Below are 17,442 nucleotides of genomic sequence, written 5' to 3' on the forward strand. Positions count from 1 at the left end.
TGGCGGTGACCCGCTCACCACACCCCGACGGGGACACCCAGGCAGAACAGGAACAGGGCCAGCAGGATCCAGCCCGCGCCCTGCCAGATCGGCCAGGTGCCCTCGGTTCGCCACACCCGATAGGTCTTGATGAACGCACCGACACCACCGGTGAACAGGATCACCGGAACCAGCACGCCCGCGATCAGCGAGTGCCAGAGCACGGTCGCCGCGAACGCCACGGCAGCGACCGCGACGACGGATACGACGTAGATCACCGCAGCGCGGAAGGTTGCCGGGTCGTGCCAGCTCTTCTCGACGTCGTCGCTGTCCATAGTCATCCCAGCGTAAAGCGTTGAATGAGCGCTCACGTTCGGCATCCAGGTGAAATATGCGGCGTAAGCGCTCAATCAATGGGGTAACCCGGCCTGATGACGGAACCTACTGACAAGAGCGAAGAGGACGTCCACGAGGACCCGAAGGTGGCGTCGTCGCGGGCCGGCAAGGACGGCGACGACGGCAGCTATGTCGGCGAGACCGGTCCCGACGACACGTTCGACGCCGGCGAGACCGGAGCGGAGGCGCGCAGCGAGGGCTGAGGTTCGTGCAAGGATCGATCCATGCGTCTGCTGCTGTTGGCCGACACTCACATTCCCAAGCGCGCCCGCGATCTGCCCGCACAGGTGTGGCACGAGGTCGAGCAGTGCGACGTCGTCATCCACGCCGGTGACTGGGTCGAGGTGGGCTTGCTCGACGAGTTGTCGGCGCGCTCTCGCCGTCTGATCGCCTGCTGGGGCAACAACGACGGGCCAGAGCTGCGGTCGCGGCTACCTGAACGCAACGACGTGACGTTGGATGGTCTGCGCTTCACCGTCGTGCACGAAACCGGGGCGGCATCGGGTCGGGAAGCCCGGATGGCGCAACAGTATCCGCACACCGATGTGCTGGTGTTCGGCCACAGCCATATCCCGTGGGATACCACCACCAAGACCGGACTGCGGCTGCTGAACCCCGGCTCGCCGACCGATCGCCGTCGCCAGCCGTTCTGCACGTACATGACGGTGGTGACCCGGTCGGGAGTGTTGGCCGACGTGCAACAACACCGGATCGAGAAGACTTAGCTCTGAAACAGAGTTAAGTTGGTGGGGTGACCCTCCGCACCGATCTCGTCGCCGAGCTGTTCGGCACCGTCGGCCGGTTCCGGCGCACGGTCCGCCGAACCGCCGGTGCCTCCTTCGCCGGACTGACCGAATCGCAGGCCGAGCTATTGCGGCTGGTCGGACGGCAGCCGGGGATCTCGGTCAGCGCGGCCGCCACCGAGCTCGGGCTGGCCGCCAACACCGCGTCCACGCTGGTGTCGAAGCTGTCATCCGACGGACTGCTGACGCGCACCCCCGACCCCGACGACCGCCGGGTCGGCCGCCTGACCCTCACCCCACCGGCGCAGAAGCTCGCCGACGCCTCGCGGGCCGCACGAAGAGCGGCCCTGGCCGACGCCCTCGATGAGCTCGACGACGACGACGCCCGAGCCCTGGCCGAGGGCATGCGAGTGCTCGCCGCCCTGACCGCCACCCTGCAGGAGAAGCGACCATGACCGCACCCGCGATCGACTGCCGGCACCTGACCCACCGCTACGGCGACTTCACCGCCGTCGACGATCTGACGTTGCAGGTACAACCCGGCGAAACGGTCGGCCTACTGGGCCCCAACGGAGCAGGCAAGACCACCGTCGTTCGCGTTCTGACCACACTGACTCCGGTTCAGCACGGTCAGGTCCACATCTTCGGACTCGACTCGCGACGCGACACCATGGACATCCGATACAACCTCGGCTATGTGCCTCAACAACTTTCGATCGAACCCGCACTGACCGGCAGGCAGAACGTGGAATGGTTCGCCCGGCTCTACGACGTTCCGCGCGCGGTGCGCAAGCGACGGGTCGACGAGGCACTGGCGGCGATGCAACTGGTCGACGTCGCCAACCGGCTGGCCAACACCTACTCCGGGGGCATGGTCCGCAGGCTCGAGCTGGCCCAGGCCCTGGTTAACCAGCCGTCGCTGCTGATCCTCGACGAACCCACCGTGGGCCTGGATCCCATTGCCCGCGACAGTGTTTGGGACCAGGTGCACAGCATGCAACAGGAGTTCGGCATGACCGTCCTGCTGACCACCCACTACATGGAAGAAGCCGACGTGCTCTGCGACCGGGTGGCACTGATGCACCACGGACGGCTGCGGGCGGTGGGCACGCCGGCCGAACTCAAGACGAAAGTCGGCCCCCAGGCATCCCTGGAGGATGTGTTCCGCCATTACGCCGGGTCGGGGCTCGACGACACCGTGGAGCACAACGGCCTCGGCGGGATCCGGGCCGGACGGAAGGCGGCGCGCAATGCCGGTTGATTCCACGGCAGGCACCCGGCTGCTTCGGGCACCCCGCGGCTGGCGACGGGTGCCCAGCATGGCCGCCCGGATGCAGACGTTCGCCTGGGTCGAGTTGCAGAAACTGCGCCACGACCGCACCGAGCTGCTGACCCGCACGGTGCAGCCGGCGTTGTGGCTGTTGATCTTCGGGACGACGTTCAACCGGCTACACGTCATCGATACCGGCTCGGTGCCGTATCTGGAATTCCTGGCGCCCGGGATCATCGCCCAGTCGGCGCTGTTCATCTCGATTTTCTACGGCATCCAGATCATCTGGGATCGGGATGCCGGGATCCTGGCCAAGCTGATGGTGACCCCGGCGCCGGCGTCGGCGTTGGTGACGGGCAAGGCGTTCGCCGCGGGTGTGCGGTCGGTCGCGCAGGTGATCGGGGTCCTGGTGTTGGCCTACCTGATGGGCATCGGGATGACGCACAACCCGTTGCGGATCGTGGCGGCGATGGGTGTGGTGATGCTCGGGTCGGCGTTCTTCGCATGCCTGTCAATGACATTGGCCGGGCTGGTACGCAACCGGGACCGGCTGATGGGCATCGGGCAGGCGATCACCATGCCGTTGTTCTTCGCCTCGAACGCGCTCTACCCGGTGGCGGTGATGCCGGAGTGGCTGCGCTGGTTGTCGCGAATCAATCCGCTGTCCTACGAAGTGGATTCACTTCGGCTGCTGCTGGTGGGCATTCCGTCGGCGCATCCGTGGCTCGACCTCGCCGTGCTCGCGCTGGCGGCGGTGCTCGGTATCGCGGCGGCGTCGGCGCTGCTACGCAGGCTGGTCCGCTAGCTTTCGCGCCCAGCGTCACGTTTGGGGCGGATCGAAACGGAAGACCGCGAGTGTGCCTGCCAACGCCTCGAATTCGTCGGGCGTGCCGTCACGCACCAGGCCGGAGCGTTTGGCGAACATCACTCCGACCGGCACCTGTTCGGGGAACGCCCGCAGCACCGGTTTCGCTTCCTCGGCGCCGAGTTCGACGATCGTGACCTGGCGGGAACTCCGCCCGCGGCTCAGCGTCCCGGCGCCGGCCGCCTTCGCGTTGCGCGCCCAGTCCGCCCCGGGATATCCGGCGACGGTGTACAGACCGCCGTCGTATTCGAACGGTGTCATCGGGGTGCTGCGCGGCTTTCCCGATTTCCGACCGGGGACGGTCAGTACGTAGGCAGGCCCGGTATGCAGCCCGATTTTCTGCACGGCCATCATGACGCGGTTCATCGGCTTGAGCCAACGCGGTGGTTGTGGATTGGTCATACCAACAACGACGAGATGGCGCACCGGAAGGTGACAGCGGTAACTTTTGGGCATGCCGATTCGTCGTCTATGACATGAGCGACACCCTTCCCGCCCTGCTCAAGGCCCACCGCCCGTACCTGATCAACCTGGCCTACCAGATGGTCGGCGATGTCGGCGACGCGGAAGACATTGTGCAGGAGGCATTCCTGCGGCTGTCCCAGACCGATCTGGACGACATCGATGACCCGCGCGGCTGGCTCACCGTGGTCAGCAGCAGACTCTGCCTCGACCACGTACGGTCGGCCCGGCACCGACGGGTGACCACCGCCGAACCCGAGCGGATGGAACTCCGGACGCCGCTGCACCACAGCGCGATGCCTGATCCAGGTGACCGGGTCACCTTGGACGACGAGGTGCACGACGCGCTGTTCGAGGTGCTGGCCCGGCTCAGTCCCGCCGAGCGGGTGGCGTTCGTCCTGCACGACGTCTTCCGGGTGCCGTTCGAGGACATCGCCGATACCGTCGGGCGTCCCGCCGCGACGTGCCGTCAACTCGCCCGCCGCGCCCGCAGCAAGATCCACGCCGCCGCACCGGTCACCGCCGCGGTCGACGACACCGAACACCATCTGGTCACCGAGCGGTTCATCGCCGCGTGCGCCGACGGCGACCTCGCGGCGTTGACCGAGGTTCTGGCACCCGACGTGTGGGGCTCCGGCACCGTCCTGGCCGATCCGGCGCCACCTCCGCAGGTGAACCACGGCAGGCACGCTGTCGGGCGGAACCTGCTGCGCTACCTCACCGGCGCGACGCTCGTCAGCGGCCCGGTCGGGCGGCCCGTCGTGCTGGCGTTCAGCCACCGGCGGCTGTTCGCCGTCGTCGTGCTCACCATCCGCGACGGCCTGGTCGCCACGATCGAGGCGACCGCCGACCCGTCAGCGCGCTGACTCCGCCGCCGAGCGTCACTGGGTGAGGCGGCGGCTGAGCCCGCTGGCCCGCGCCGCCCGTCGCCCCACGGCGGCACGCAGCTGCTCGGCCGAGCCGACCACCCGCACCTTGGTCTTGGCGCGAGTCACCGCGGTGTACAACAACTCCCGGCTGAGCAACCGCGAATCCGTCGGCGGCATCAGCACCGTCACCTCCTCGACCTGACTGCCCTGGCTCTTGTGGATCGTCATCGCATGCATGGTCTCGATATCGGCAAGCCGGCTGGTGGCGAACTCGGCGGTGCCGTCGGCCCCCGCCATCGCCACCCGCAGCACACCGTCGCGCAGCACGGTGACCCCGATGTCACCGTTGTAGAGCCGCAGTCCGTAGTCGTTGGCGGTCACCAGCACCGGGCGACCGGCGTACCACGAAGCCCATTGCGGGGCATCGGTTTCCTCGACCAGCCACCGCTCGACCTGACGATTCCAATACGCCACCCCGTGCGGCCCGCGCCGGTGCGCACACAGCAGCCGGTGCTCCTCGAGAGCGGCCAGCGCGGCCGGTCCGTTGCCCAGCACCGCGGCCTCGCGCAATCCGATCGCATGCGGAACCAGCACCTGACGAAGCGCCGCGGTGGGCTCCTCGGTGTCGATCCATTCGATGTGTTCACCACCGGCATTCAGGACGTCGATCGCGCGGTTGGCGTCACCGACCCGGATCGCCAGCGCCAGCGCCCCGATCGATGCGCCGAACCGGTGCGACGTGATCAGCTTGGCCACCGGCGTATCGCCGCGCGCACTGAGTCCCTCCACCAAATCCGCCAGTACCGCACCGGCTTCCACCGAGGCCAGCTGGTCGGGGTCGCCCACCAGCAGCAGCCGCGAGTCTGGCCGGACCGCTTCCACCAGGCGGGCCATCATCGTCAGCGACACCATCGACGTTTCGTCGACGACGATCACGTCGTGCGGCAGCCGATTCTCCCGGTGGTGCCGAAACCGGGCCGAGGTCCTGGGCATCGGACCCAGCAGCCGGTGCAGCGTGGTGGCGCGCAGCCCGTGCAGCCGATCGCGATCGGCGGGCGTCAGTTCGTCGACCTCAGCCTGCACCGCCTCCTGCAGCCGGGCGGCCGCCTTGCCGGTCGGCGCGGCCAGCGCGATCCGCAGACCCGGCGTGCCTTCGAGTTCCGCCTGCTCGGCCAGCAGTGCCAGCAGCCTCGCCACGGTGGTGGTCTTGCCGGTGCCCGGCCCCCCGGTCAGCACCGTGAGCCCCTGGGCCAAGGCGACCTCCGCGACCCGGCGTTGTTCGTCGTATCCCGCCGGGAAAAGCCGTGCAATGTCGGGTAACCGGCGCTGCGGCCGGGCGGCGGTCAGCGCCAGTACATCGGTGGCGACCTGGCGTTCCTCCAGCCAGTACCGGTCGAAGTAGAGCAGGCCTTCGTCGAGGTGCAACACCGCCGGGGAGTGCAGCAGTGGACTGGCCGCGACGGCCGCCAGCCACTCCCCCGGCTCCGGCCACGGCACGTCGTCGATGTCGACCTGCTCCGCCACCGCCGCGAGTTCCACGCACACCGATCCGCCGCGCACCGCGCGCACCACGAACGCGATCGCCAGCGCGACCAGCTCGTCGGGCTCCTTGCCCAGTGCCGTGAGCCGTTGGGCGACAAGGACATCAGCTGCTTCGATGGCCCCGGCTTCGTTGAACACCCGCAGCAATCCGGTGGCACCGGCGCACCGCCGCCAGTCTGCGGCGTCGGTCACCTCGACGGTCACGCCGGCACCCGCGGTCCGTCGAGCAGGTCGGACACCGCCGTCACCAACGCCGCGGGCGGCCGCCAGCTGAACACCCCGGCAGGGTGACCGCCGGCGGTCGGCGTGTCCGGGCCGCACATACCGCGGACGAACAGATACAGCACCCCACCCAGGTGCTGGTCCGGCTGGTACCCGGGCAGCCGCCAGCGCAGGAACCGGTGCAGCACAACGCTGTACAGCAACGCCTGCAGGGGATAGTCGGAATGCAGCATCGCCTCAGCCATCCGATCGCGGTCGTAGTCGGCGGCAGACAGCGGCCGGTCAGCCTCCCCTAGCCAGTTGGTCTTGTAGTCGACCACCAGATAGCGATGCCCCGCACCGTCGGGTATCCGCAACACCGCGTCCACGGATCCGGACAGATAGCCGCGCAACGACTGCGCGCCGAGCGGGCCGCCGCTGAGCCGCTCGACGTAGGGCGCCAGCGGGTCGTCGGCGGGCAGGTGCGCGCTCAGCAGCCGGCCGACGTCAGCCAGCCGCGTCTCGGGTCGGCCTGTCCCCCGATCGCCGCCGGACAGCGGGAACTCGAAGTCCATCTCGCACAACCGGTCCCGCATGCCGATCTGGCGCAAGGTCAGTTCGCCGGCGAGCGGGCCGAGGGGGGTGTCGTGCATCGGCACCAGGGCCGTGGCCAATTCCGCCGCGGCGACATCCACCGGCCACCACACCGAGTGCCGCTCGATCTGGGTCTGCAGTTCAGCCGCCAGGTCGCCGGCGAACGGGTCGGCGGTTTCCAAGACTGCGTGCACCAGGCTGCCGAACGTGGCGCCGGTCGGCAGGTCGGCCATCGGGGATGGCACATCCGATCCCGACAGCGGTGCGCTCACCGCGATGTCGGCGACCTCGTCGTCGAGCTGGATCACCTCGGGCTCACTGCCGACCCCGGTCGTCTCAGCGGCGCGGATCAGGCCGGAGTAGGAGGTTCGCCGCCACGTGGTGTCGATGCCGCGATGAAAGTGCCGGACACCCAGGTCTTCTCGTGGCTGCTCCACGGCCAGCTCGGCAGGCTCGGCGACGACCGACTCTTCCAGCACGGGGCCGCCTGCGGTTTCCCATTCCCTGAGTAGCGCCATCGCGTCGGCGTCGTCGACCCGTTCGGGATCGCAGCGGTCCGGAACCGTGCTCTGCCCCGGCCGGCGGCCCCGCAGCAGGCGCGACAGGCCGCCGTTGGGTTCGTCCCAGGACGGCGCCCACCATGTCACCACCTGCGACTGCGCCCGCGTCATCGCGACATACGTCAGCCTGGTCTCCTCGCCGGCGGACTCCTGCCTGCCGAGCCGTTGCGCCGTTGCCAGCTCGGCGCTCTGGTCACCGCCGACGTGCAGGCAGCGCCGCTCCTGGTCGTGGAAACGGACCAGATCCTCGCTGCGCACATAGCGATTGAACGCCAATGGCAAGTAGACGATCGGGAACTGGAGCCCCTTGCTCACCCACACCGTCATGATCTGCACCGCGGCGGCATCGCTGTCGAGGCGGCGGTTTCGTTCCGGCGCGCCGCTGCGCTCCTCGCGCTGAGTACGCAGCCAGTCGCGTAATGCGGTGAGGCTGAGCTGGTCCCGGTGGGACACCTCGTGCAGCAGCTGAGTGACATGGGCGAGATCGGTCATGTTGCGTTCGCCGCCGGCCCAGGACAGCACCCGGCGGCCCATACCCGCCAGCTGCGCCGCCTCGAACACCGCCGCCACGCCGGCTTCACGGGCATGATCTGCCCACTGCCGCAAGGTGTCCGCGACCCGGTCGGTCAGCGTGTCACCGCCGCTGGCGAGATCCTCGGCGGTCTTGCCGAAGAACATCGTCGTCGCGGCGGCGCGCACCAGCCCCGGCCGGTGCAGCTGGTCGAACGCCTCCAGCAGGCTCAGCCAGTCGTCGGCGGCCTGCGACCTGAGCACATCGGTGTCACCGGTGTAGACGGCCGGAACGCCTGCGGTCACCAGCGCGTCGAAGCACGCCCTGGCGTCGGCGTGGCTTTCGGTGATGACGGCGATGTCGTTGGCCTGCAGAGGACTGCCGTCGAAGGTGGCCTTGCTCGCCAGCAGCGCGGCGATGTCGGCTGCCAGGTCGGCGGCGATGTGTGGGCGCAGGGCGTCCATGCGGATTGTGCGGGTACCCCGTTGCCCGAAGCTGTCCCTGCTGACCACCCGCAACCGGAACGGGTCGTTGTGCGGGGCACCCGCCAACCGGTGCCCACGATGGTGGGCCTGTACGGGAAGGACTTTGATGTCGGGGTCGCCGAGTTCGGCCCCGCCCAACACGTTCTGCAGGCGGTCGACCAGCACCGAATCACTGCGCCAGTTCATGCCGAGTGTGCGGCGCTGCCCCGCGGTCTTGGCGGCATGCAGGTAGGTGACGATGTCCCCGCCCCGAAAGGCGTAGATCGCCTGCTTGGGATCGCCGATGAGGATGAGCGTCGACTGGCGGCCGAACGCGCGCTCGATCACCTGCCACTGCACCGGATCGGTGTCCTGGAACTCGTCGACCATCACCACTGACCACCGCTGGTGCATGCGGGTCGCGGCCGGCGATTCGGCCGATTCCAGCGCATCGGCCAGCCGGCCGAGCAGATCGTCGTAGCTGAGGATCCCGCGGCGGCGTTTGCGCCGATCCAGCTCGGTCAGAACATCGTTGGCGAAGCCGACCCGGACCGCGGGCTGCGAGCCCGGCGGCGGATTCAACGGCCGAAGCTCGGTGCCCGGATTCGCGACCACCTCACGGCCCAGCTTGAGCGCCTCCGCGCGGCTGATCGGCGGCTGCTCACGCTCCTGACCGAAGTGGGCCAGGTACAGGTCGTCGACGATCTCGGCGACCAGTTCGTCCAAGCTCTCGGCCAGAGTCACATGGGAGTCGGTGTCCCCGGCAACACCAAGGGATTTCAGCACCAGGTGGCAGAACTGGTGGGTGGTGGCGATCGTGGCGGCATCGAACCCGGCCAGCGCGTCGCGTAACCGGTGCCGACGTTCAACCAGTTCTGCCGGCGCACCACGGGTCAGCGCGGCCACAACATCGTTGCCCTGAGCGAATTCGGGGTCGTCGAACGCGCGCAACGCCTCCTGCAGCGCGCGCCGTACACGCTCGCGCAACTCCTGGGTGGCCGCGCGGCTGAACGTGATCAGCAGCATCTGGTCCAGCCTGGCCCGGCCCTCGGCCACATAGCGGGTCACCAGTGCGGCGAGCGTGAATGTCTTGCCGGTCCCGGCGCTGGCTTCCAGCACCGTCGTCGAACCGTGCTCCGGCAAGGGGCCCAGCAGATCGAACTGATCCATCAGGCACCGTCCTCGGCACGCAGCAGCGGTGCCCACAGCCGCGCCGCATAGGCTCCCAGCCGGGTCAGCTCACCGGGCGTTTCCTCCCCGGGACGTGGCTCGGTCAGCAACGGGTCCAGATCGGGATCCCGGCCCCAGACCCGCTCGATGGCGCGGTCATCGCGCTCGTAACGCCACTTCGACCAGGCTTCGCTTCGGGGGTCCTGGCCACTGATCCGTGCCACGGCCCAGGCATGAGACGTCTTGATGGGCAGGGGAATCGGCTCGCGGCGGCCGGCGTCATAGATCGCGACCAGATCCCGCAGCAGCGCGGTCGGGTCCTCCTGCGGTGCCCCCAGCAGACGCTCGACCACCCCGTTGCGGCGCCGCTGCCTGCCGATGCACACCGCGGACCACTGCCCAGGATGGGCCGCACACAGCGCCAGCATCGGGATCCACGCCCGCAGCAGGTGCGGAGCGTCCAGCTTGGAGAACGTCACCTCCAAGAGCCGCTTGCCGTACACACCGGAGACGGTGCCGGTGAGACGACGGCCGCCGCCCAGATCGACGTCCACGTCGTAGGCGTGCGGGGTCCCGGTTCGATGAGCCAGCGCTGCCCGCGCCAGTTCCGTTGCCTGGTCGCGCAATTCGCCGGCGGTTCGCCAGCCCAGCCGCCCCGGTGGCAGCGTGCCCCGGCGCCATTCCGCCTGCCCGGCCCGATCGGGATCCATTCCGGCCAGCATGTCGGTGAGCAGTCGCTGGCCGACGGTCCACTGCTGCAGGTTGTCGATCTCGACAGGCATGGCGTCCTCGACACCCTCGACGTCCCACGGCAGCGTCACGTCCAGGGCGGTGAAGAAGCCTTTGACCGGATTGGCGAAGAACTTCGACAGATCGGCCAGCGTGACATCGTCGGGCCCTGGTGCGGGCAGCGGGTTCGCCAGGAGGTCGGGCTGTTCGGGGCGGTGACCGCCGGTGATCGACGCAGCAGCGAGCGCGCTGGAATCGAAGGTGAACGGTTCGTCGGGAACCCCGAGCGCACCCGGCGTCACATTGCGAACATCGAAGGGCTGCAACGGGTGCCGAATGAGTATCTCCTCACGCACCGGCGCTTCGGTGGTGCGGTCCAGCGCGTCGAGCAGTTCGGCCAACGGAACCGCGGGCGGCCGCTGTTGCCCGGAGTACTCGTTGGCTCCCGTGTAGGTGATCACCAACTTGTCGGTCGCGGCGCAGATCGCGTCCAGCAGCAGCTGACGGTCCTCGGAGCGGATGTCGCGCTCACCGGTCCTCGGGTCGCGCGCCAGCACGTCGTCGCCGTCGACCACGCCGATCCGGGGAAACACGGTGTCGTCCAATCCGACCAGGCACACCACCCGGTGCGGCACCGAGCGCATCGGAACCATGGTGCACACCGTCAGCGTGCCGGTGCGGAAGTTCGCCCGGGTCGGCCGCCCGGACAGATGCCGACCCAGCAGTGCGGTGACGTCCGGAAGCCGCAGATCGGTGTCCGCCCGGTGCCCGGCCGAGGTCAGCACGTCGCCGAACTCGCGTTGCAGCTGACTGGTCTGCCAAGCATCGTCACCGGTGGTGGCCGTGAGCATGCCGACACCGTCTTGCAGCGCGGTCAGCCACTGCCGTAACGGACGGACCCCGCTCAGCGCGTCGACGATGCGCTGCAACCGGTCCACACACTCGGCCAGCCGGCCTGCCAGTTCGACGCTGTTGCTACCGACATCATCCAGCGGCAGGGTCACATCCAGCCAGTCCTTGGAATCGTCGGACATCGCGACCCCGGCCAGCACCCGGTCCAGACCGAACCGCCAGGTGTTCTGGATGAACGGGATTCCGAACGGGGCCCGGTGCTCGGCATCGAAGCCCCACCGGATGTTGGCCTGCTGCACCCAGCGGGTGATGGTCTCCAGGTCATCGTCACTGAAGGCGAATCGCGCCCGCACCGGTTCCAGATGGGCGAAGTCCAGCACCTCGGTCGCGGTCACCCGGCTGCCTGCCAACGCCAACAGTTTGGCCGCCACCCCGAGCAGTGGGTTGGTCTGGATCAACGCACGATCGGCCAGCCGCACCCGCAGCTGGTGGGCGGGATGCGCACCAGGCACCACGTCGCCGAGGCCGAAGTCCGCGACGATCAGCGGGGCGTAGGTCTCGATGTCCGGGCACATCACCAGAATGTCGCGGGGTTCCAGGGTGCGGTCCTCGGCGAGTAGACCGAGCAGGACCTCACGCAGCACATCGACCTGGCGGGCCGCGCCGTGACAGCTGTGCACCTGCACCGACCGGTCGCCGGCGTACGAACGACCCTGCGGCCGTTCGGCATTGGCGGCGATATCGGATTGCAGCCAGCCCAGCAGCGTGTCCGGAAGACGCTCGGCGCCCAGGAACTCGTCAGTGGCCACCGAGGCGGGCAGGCCCCGCTGGAGTTCGCGGACGTCGCGGCCGAGGGTGGCCAGCAACGGGTGGGCGGCGAACCGGTGGCTGGTGTCGTCGCTGCGCACGACGGTGCCCCGCACGCCGCTCAGCGCGGTCCACAGCGCGGCGCTGGGATGCGGCAGCCACAGGTGCACATCGTGGTGTTCGGCCAGCGCGCCGACGAGTTCGATCTCGGTGCTCGGCAGCCGGGTATGCCCGAACAGCGATACCCTGGCCGGCAGGTCCACCCCCGACTCGTGCAGCCGGGCAAGTGTTTTGGCGTGCCGCTCGTGAGGCGGGTCGATGCCCATCCTGGCAACCAGGGCACGCCAGAGGTGTGGCTGCCACCGCAGGTCGGCGCCCAGACCGTCGGGTTCGCCGGCCAGCCACTCGACCAGGAGCCGGGGGCGCTGGCGGGCGTAGGAGGCGAACAGTGCGGCCAGCCGGCGGGCCACCGCGTACCGCCTGCCCCGACGCAGCTCCTTCTCCTCGCCGGCCACGAAGTGGCCGAGGTGGGTGGCCAGCGTGCGGCACCACGGCTCGTCGAGGCTCGCGTCGATGACTTCCAGCAGCGGCCAGGCCATCGCGTCGGGCGACCACGGATCGTCGTCCTCGGTCCCGGCGATCTCGGCGATCAACGATGCCGGCGACCGGAACGACACCCCGGCGCAGACGCCCCCGGCACCGTCCCCGCCACCGAGGACGTGCGATAGCCGCTGACTGAGCCAGCGTTCCACGCCGCGGGCCGGCACCACCACGAGTTCGGCGGCGAACGGGTCGGATTGCGGGACGGCCAGCAGCGCGCCGAGACCGTCGGCGAGCAGGTCGGTTCGCTCGGCGCGGTGCAGGTGCAGGGCCATCGGGATCACCGTAGCCGCGCCGGGGGACATCCCCGGCGCGCGGCTGTGACGCCGCGGCGGGGAAATCACACCGCCCCACGCCGAGGGCGTGGCGATCGGCGCGCCCGGCCGGCCGGCCCCTGCTGTGTCCAGGCCCTTGACGCCCCCGCCAAATTTGTCCAGGGCCTGTACACAGCAAAGACTTTTTTGGCTCCATTTTCGGTCAAATGCGTGACATGTCTGAACCTTTCAGCAACGCTGTGAATTCTCTTGGAGGAAGGGCAGAGCAATGAATGCTGCGGCACATCATGGCGGGGATGCGGCGAAGATCGACAACGACGGTCCGAAGCGGGGATCGCGCCGCCGGGGGCGCAGAGAACCCTACGGCTGGCTGGGTGTGGGGGCGCTGAGTCTGGGTGTCGGGGCCGCTTTGACGACCGGCGCGGGGCTGGCACATGCGGATACCACCGCCGGTGGTGGCTCCTCGTCGCCGAGTAGCGCCACCCGGGACGCCTCGTCGGGCGCGTCGGCCGGCGGCCATACTGCTCGGCGGCAGACGACCAAGCTCAGGGCCGCCGCCTCCGCTTCGTCGGGGTCCAAGCCACCGAGGACCGCCGCTACGCTAACTACCCCATCCACCCCGCGCGCGGCGGTTGGCAACATAACAGAGCCTGACGCCTCATCCGTGCGGGTCGGAACAGTCGAATCAAGCAGCAATTCAGTGACGGCCCCCGCCGAGGCGCTCAGCCGCGCCGTGACGGACCCCGCACCGCCGGTCGCAGCACGAAAACTGGCATTCACGCCGCCGAGTCTGCTGCAGATCCCCCTCTCGCTTCCGTCGCAGGCGCAGGTGCTGCGCTCGCTGGGGATCGCCCCCGTCCTTCCGGCCCTGCCGGTCGGCAATCCGATCAACGATCTGCTTGTCGGCCTGTACCGGCAGACCCAGTCGCTGCTGGCGATGCCCAGGGCCACCGGGAAGGCGGCCGCGCTCACGACGTCGACGCCGACCGCCAGCTATAGCGTGGTCTCCGACTGGGGCTCGGGTCACACCGCCAACATCACCGTCACCGCGGGTGGCGCCGCCGTGAACGGCTGGACGGTCGAATTCGATACTCCCGCCCAGATCACCAACATCTGGAACGGCCAGATCACCAGCCATGTCGGCACCCACTACGTGATCAGCAACATGACCTACAACGGTGCCGTCGCCGCAGGCAAGAGCACCACCTTCGGCTATCAGGCCACCCCCGGCGCCGTCGGTTCGGCGCCGACGAACCTCACGTTCAACGGCGTCGCGGTCAGCACGCCCCCGACCACACCGAGCGTGTCCATCGCCGATGTGACGGTCGCCGAGGGCAATAGCGGCTCGAGCAACGCCACCTTCACCGTCACATTGTCCAAGGCCGCCACCACCCCGGTCACCGTCAACTACTCCACTGTCAGCGGCACCGCCACCGCCGGAGCCGACTTCACCAGCACCACAGGCACTCTCACCTTCACTCCCGGCGTCACGTCGCAGGCCGTCACCGTCAAGGTCGCCGGCGATACGACGGTCGAACCCACCGAAACCTTCACCGTCGCACTGTCCAACCCCTCCGGGGCGACCATCTCTCGTGGCACCGCCACCGGGACCATCACCAACGACGACGTCGCCTCGAACCCGGGCACCAACTCTGTCTCCTACAGCGTGGCCAGTGACTGGGGGTCCGGGCACAACGCGAACATCACGGTGACCGCAGGCCAGAACCTCAACGGCTGGACGGTCGAATTCGATACTCCCGCCCAGATCACCAACATCTGGAACGGCCAGATCACCAGCCATGTCGGCACCCACTACGTGATCAGCAACATGACCTACAACGCCACCGTCGCGGCCGGCCAGAGCACATCGTTCGGCTATCAGGCCACCCCCGGCGCCCTCGGTTCGGCGCCGACCAACCTCACGGTCAACGGCGTCGCGGTCAGCACGCCGCCGACCACCCCCACCATCTCGATCGCCGATGTGACGGTCGCCGAGGGCAACAGCGGCTCGAGCAACGCCACCTTCACCGTCACGTTGTCCAAGGCCGCGACCACGCCCGTCGCCGTCGGCTACACCACCGCGAACGGCACCGCCACCGCCGGGGCCGACTTCACCAGCACCACAGGCACTCTCACCTTCGCGGCCGGCGTGACGTCGCAGACCGTCACGGTCAAGATCACCGGCGATACGACGGTCGAGCCCAGCGAAACCTTCACCGTCGCACTGTCCAACCCCTCCGGGGCGACCATCTCCCGCGGCACCGCCACCGGCACCATCACCAACGACGACGTGGCGACAACGCCCGGCCTCAGCATCTCCGATGCATCGGCGACGGAACCCGGTTCCACCGGCATGGCGGCAGGATTCCTACACACCTCGGGCAACCAGATCCTGGATTCCCAAGGCAAACCCGTCCAGATCTCGGGCGTCAACTGGTTCGGCGCGGAGGGCTCCAACGGGGTGCCGGACGGTCTGTGGACCCGCAACTACAAAGACATGATCGACCAGATGTCGGCCCAGGGCTTCAACACCATTCGCATCCCGTACTCCAGCGAGATGCTGCACACCTCCGCGGCGCCGTCCGGTATCAACTACAACCTGAACCCGGACCTGCAAGGGCTGTCCCGTATGCAGGTGCTCGATCAGATCATCGCCTACGCCGGCCAGGACGGGATGCGGGTCATCCTCGACCACCACCGCAGTACCGCCGGTGCGGGCACAAGTGAGAACGGGCTCTGGTACAACAGCCAGTACTCCGAAGACCAATGGGTCTCCGACTGGCAGACACTGGCGACCCGCTACAAGGACAATCCGACCGTCATCGGCTTCGATCTTCACAACGAGCCGTACAACGGGACCTGGGGCGGCGGCGGAGTCAACGACTGGGCGCGCGCGGCGGAGCGAGCCGGAAACGCTGTCCTGCAGGCGAATCCGAACCTGCTGATCTTCGTCGAAGGGGTCGGGACCTATCAGGGCCAAAACTATTGGTGGGGCGGCAATCTGATGGGTGTGAAAGACCGCCCGATCGTGCTCAACGTGCCCAACCAGGTCGTCTACTCACCGCACGACTATCCGAACTCCGTATACGCCCAACCGTGGTTCCAGACCGCCAATTTCGGGGCCGGCCTGCCCGGCGTCTTCCGGAAAGCCTGGGGCTACATCTACGAGGACAACATCGCGCCGATCTACGTCGGCGAGTTCGGCACCAAACTCACCGATCCCAAGGATGCCGTCTGGTTAGAGGCGCTGACGTCCTACCTGTCGGGTGATTTCGACAACAACGGCACGGTTGACATCGCCGCCGGAACCGAAGACATGAGTTGGACGTATTGGTCGTGGAACCCGAATTCCGGTGACACCGGGGGCATCCTGGCCGACGACTGGAAGACGATCAACCAGAACAAGATGGCCTACCTGACGCCCATCGAATTCACCGGGGGAAGTGGCACGTCGGTGGCGTCGTTCGTGGTGACCCTGGCCGCACCGTCGACTCAGAAGGTGACGGTGCAGTACGCAACGTCGAACGGCACCGCGACCGCAGGGCTCGACTACGTCAGCGTCACGGGCACAGTCACTTTCGCGCCAGGCGAAACTCAGAAGGTGATCACCATTCCGGTGAAGAGCGATTCCCTGACGGAAAGCAGCGAGACGTTCACCGTCATGTTGTCGAATCCCACCGGGGCGACGCTCACCGACGCGACCGGCATGGGAACCATCCTCGATCGTCCGGTGGGCACAACATCCGGGGGCGGCACGCAGACTCCGCCGACCGACCCCGGGATGCCGATGCCCGATCCCCCGGCAAGCGGTCAGTACACCGACATCATGTCGTTCGGCATGTTCCACGGCAGCAGCCACACCGGCATGGATGGGCTCGCGGGCGGCCGGACGGCGATCACGACCGAGGCACTGGTCGCCTACAACGACCAGCGCACGTTCGCCGGCCTGGGCACGGTGGCCCTCGAGGATGTCGGCAACTGGGCGTTCGCCAACAAGCTGACCAACAACGCGCAGGCCTGGAACCAGGACCTGCAGGGCGTCGGACTGTATTACGCCATGCAGGGCGCCAAAGTCGGCTGGATAGCCGACGACAAGTACACCCCGCAGATCGTGGCGGACATCGAACGGACGGCGCGGCTCGGTTCGGCAGCCGATGTGATGGCCATGGTGGCGCAGTACGGCCATACCGGCTTCGCCGAGTACCTGATGGACACCGGTGGTGAGACGGCCTTCATCGACACCCTGAAAATGGAGCCACACTACGGGGGATGGATGCACGATCGAGCGAATGGCCGCCTCGTCCTCGAGGGTTCCGCCACCGCCCACGACGTCAACCATTTGACGGTTCTCAGCCACGATCAGATGCAACCGTTCATGAACGACACCTGGGACTGGCCGCAATGGCCCGCACTGGACGTCTCAGACAAGCGGGTGATCGAGTACTTCCAGAGCATGGTGGCCCTCGGCGATCCGCTCGGCAACAACCTGAGCGCACTCGACGTTTCGGTGCCGGTGTCGCTCTGAGTCCCCCCGGATCGCTGCCGCCCGTGGA

At 68.2% G+C, this 17,442-nt stretch carries 12 protein-coding genes; 7 read left to right on the forward strand and 5 right to left on the reverse strand.

What is annotated here, in order from left to right:
* Positions 1-14: 14 nt before the first annotated feature.
* Positions 15-320, reverse strand: coding sequence for a hypothetical protein (locus tag AB4879_RS01400; RefSeq protein ID WP_102808445.1), 306 nt, complete (start codon positions 318-320; stop codon positions 15-17).
* A gap of 90 nt (positions 321-410) precedes the next feature.
* Here AB4879_RS01400 and AB4879_RS01405 point away from each other — a divergent pair, with 90 nt between their 5' ends.
* The 5 genes from AB4879_RS01405 to AB4879_RS01425 are packed head-to-tail and all read left to right on the forward strand — an operon-like array spanning position 411 to position 3,193.
* Positions 411-578, forward strand: a complete 168-nt coding sequence (locus AB4879_RS01405) for a hypothetical protein (protein WP_370506116.1) — start codon at positions 411-413, stop codon at positions 576-578.
* A 21-nt stretch (positions 579-599) separates the two neighbouring features.
* Positions 600-1,100, forward strand: a complete 501-nt coding sequence (locus tag AB4879_RS01410) for a metallophosphoesterase (protein WP_370506117.1) — start codon at positions 600-602, stop codon at positions 1,098-1,100.
* Positions 1,101-1,126: 26 nt separating this feature from the next.
* Positions 1,127-1,573, forward strand: a complete 447-nt coding sequence (locus tag AB4879_RS01415; protein ID WP_102808443.1) for a MarR family transcriptional regulator — start codon at positions 1,127-1,129, stop codon at positions 1,571-1,573.
* Positions 1,570-2,379: an ATP-binding cassette domain-containing protein gene (locus AB4879_RS01420; protein WP_370506118.1), complete on the forward strand. Its 810-nt coding sequence runs from the start codon at positions 1,570-1,572 to the stop codon at positions 2,377-2,379. Before AB4879_RS01415 ends, AB4879_RS01420 begins: the two co-directional genes overlap by 4 nt.
* Positions 2,369-3,193, forward strand: a complete 825-nt coding sequence (locus tag AB4879_RS01425) for an ABC transporter permease (protein ID WP_370506119.1) — start codon at positions 2,369-2,371, stop codon at positions 3,191-3,193. Before AB4879_RS01420 ends, AB4879_RS01425 begins: the two co-directional genes overlap by 11 nt.
* A 15-nt stretch (positions 3,194-3,208) precedes the next feature.
* Here the strand turns inward: AB4879_RS01425 and AB4879_RS01430 are convergent, their stop codons facing one another.
* Complete coding sequence (locus tag AB4879_RS01430) at positions 3,209-3,655, reverse strand: nitroreductase family deazaflavin-dependent oxidoreductase (protein ID WP_370506120.1); 447 nt, start codon at positions 3,653-3,655, stop codon at positions 3,209-3,211.
* 74 nt (positions 3,656-3,729) lie between these two features.
* Here AB4879_RS01430 and sigI point away from each other — a divergent pair, with 74 nt between their 5' ends.
* Complete coding sequence (sigI, locus tag AB4879_RS01435) at positions 3,730-4,581, forward strand: RNA polymerase sigma factor SigI (protein WP_370506121.1); 852 nt, start codon at positions 3,730-3,732, stop codon at positions 4,579-4,581.
* A gap of 15 nt (positions 4,582-4,596) precedes the next feature.
* Here the strand turns inward: sigI and recD are convergent, their stop codons facing one another.
* Genes recD through recC form a run of 3 tightly spaced genes read right to left on the reverse strand, consistent with a single transcriptional unit; the run spans position 4,597 to position 12,889 of the window.
* Positions 4,597-6,330 carry an exodeoxyribonuclease V subunit alpha gene (gene recD / locus AB4879_RS01440; protein ID WP_370506122.1) on the reverse strand — a complete coding sequence of 578 codons (1,734 nt, stop codon included), beginning with the start codon at positions 6,328-6,330 and terminating at the stop codon, positions 4,597-4,599.
* Positions 6,327-9,626 carry an exodeoxyribonuclease V subunit beta gene (gene recB / locus AB4879_RS01445; RefSeq protein ID WP_370506123.1) on the reverse strand — a complete coding sequence of 1,100 codons (3,300 nt, stop codon included), beginning with the start codon at positions 9,624-9,626 and terminating at the stop codon, positions 6,327-6,329. Before recB ends, recD begins: the two co-directional genes overlap by 4 nt.
* Positions 9,626-12,889: an exodeoxyribonuclease V subunit gamma gene (recC, locus tag AB4879_RS01450; RefSeq protein WP_370506124.1), complete on the reverse strand. Its 3,264-nt coding sequence runs from the start codon at positions 12,887-12,889 to the stop codon at positions 9,626-9,628. Before recC ends, recB begins: the two co-directional genes overlap by 1 nt.
* Before the next feature lie 700 nt (positions 12,890-13,589).
* On the opposite strand from recC, the gene AB4879_RS01455 reads away from it, so the two are divergent.
* Entirely contained in the window at positions 13,590-17,414 is a 3,825-nt protein-coding gene (locus tag AB4879_RS01455) for a Calx-beta domain-containing protein (RefSeq protein ID WP_370506125.1), read from the forward strand.
* The last annotated feature ends 28 nt before the right edge of the window (positions 17,415-17,442 follow it).

Source organism: Mycobacterium sp. SA01 (assembly GCF_041287105.1).
Lineage (GTDB): Bacteria > Actinomycetota > Actinomycetes > Mycobacteriales > Mycobacteriaceae > Mycobacterium.

Excerpts from the sequence above, each read along its gene's own strand:
- AB4879_RS01400 (WP_102808445.1), bottom strand. The coding sequence starts at position 320 with ATGACTATGGACAGCGACGACGTCGAGAAGAGCTGGCACGACCCGGCA.
- AB4879_RS01405 (WP_370506116.1), top strand. The coding sequence starts at position 411 with ATGACGGAACCTACTGACAAGAGCGAAGAGGACGTCCACGAGGACCCG.
- AB4879_RS01410 (WP_370506117.1), top strand. The coding sequence starts at position 600 with ATGCGTCTGCTGCTGTTGGCCGACACTCACATTCCCAAGCGCGCCCGC.
- AB4879_RS01420 (WP_370506118.1), top strand. The coding sequence starts at position 1,570 with ATGACCGCACCCGCGATCGACTGCCGGCACCTGACCCACCGCTACGGC.
- AB4879_RS01425 (WP_370506119.1), top strand. The coding sequence starts at position 2,369 with ATGCCGGTTGATTCCACGGCAGGCACCCGGCTGCTTCGGGCACCCCGC.
- AB4879_RS01430 (WP_370506120.1), bottom strand. The coding sequence starts at position 3,655 with ATGACCAATCCACAACCACCGCGTTGGCTCAAGCCGATGAACCGCGTC.
- sigI (WP_370506121.1), top strand. The coding sequence starts at position 3,730 with ATGAGCGACACCCTTCCCGCCCTGCTCAAGGCCCACCGCCCGTACCTG.
- recB (WP_370506123.1), bottom strand. The coding sequence starts at position 9,626 with ATGGATCAGTTCGATCTGCTGGGCCCCTTGCCGGAGCACGGTTCGACG.
- recC (WP_370506124.1), bottom strand. The coding sequence starts at position 12,889 with ATGGCCCTGCACCTGCACCGCGCCGAGCGAACCGACCTGCTCGCCGAC.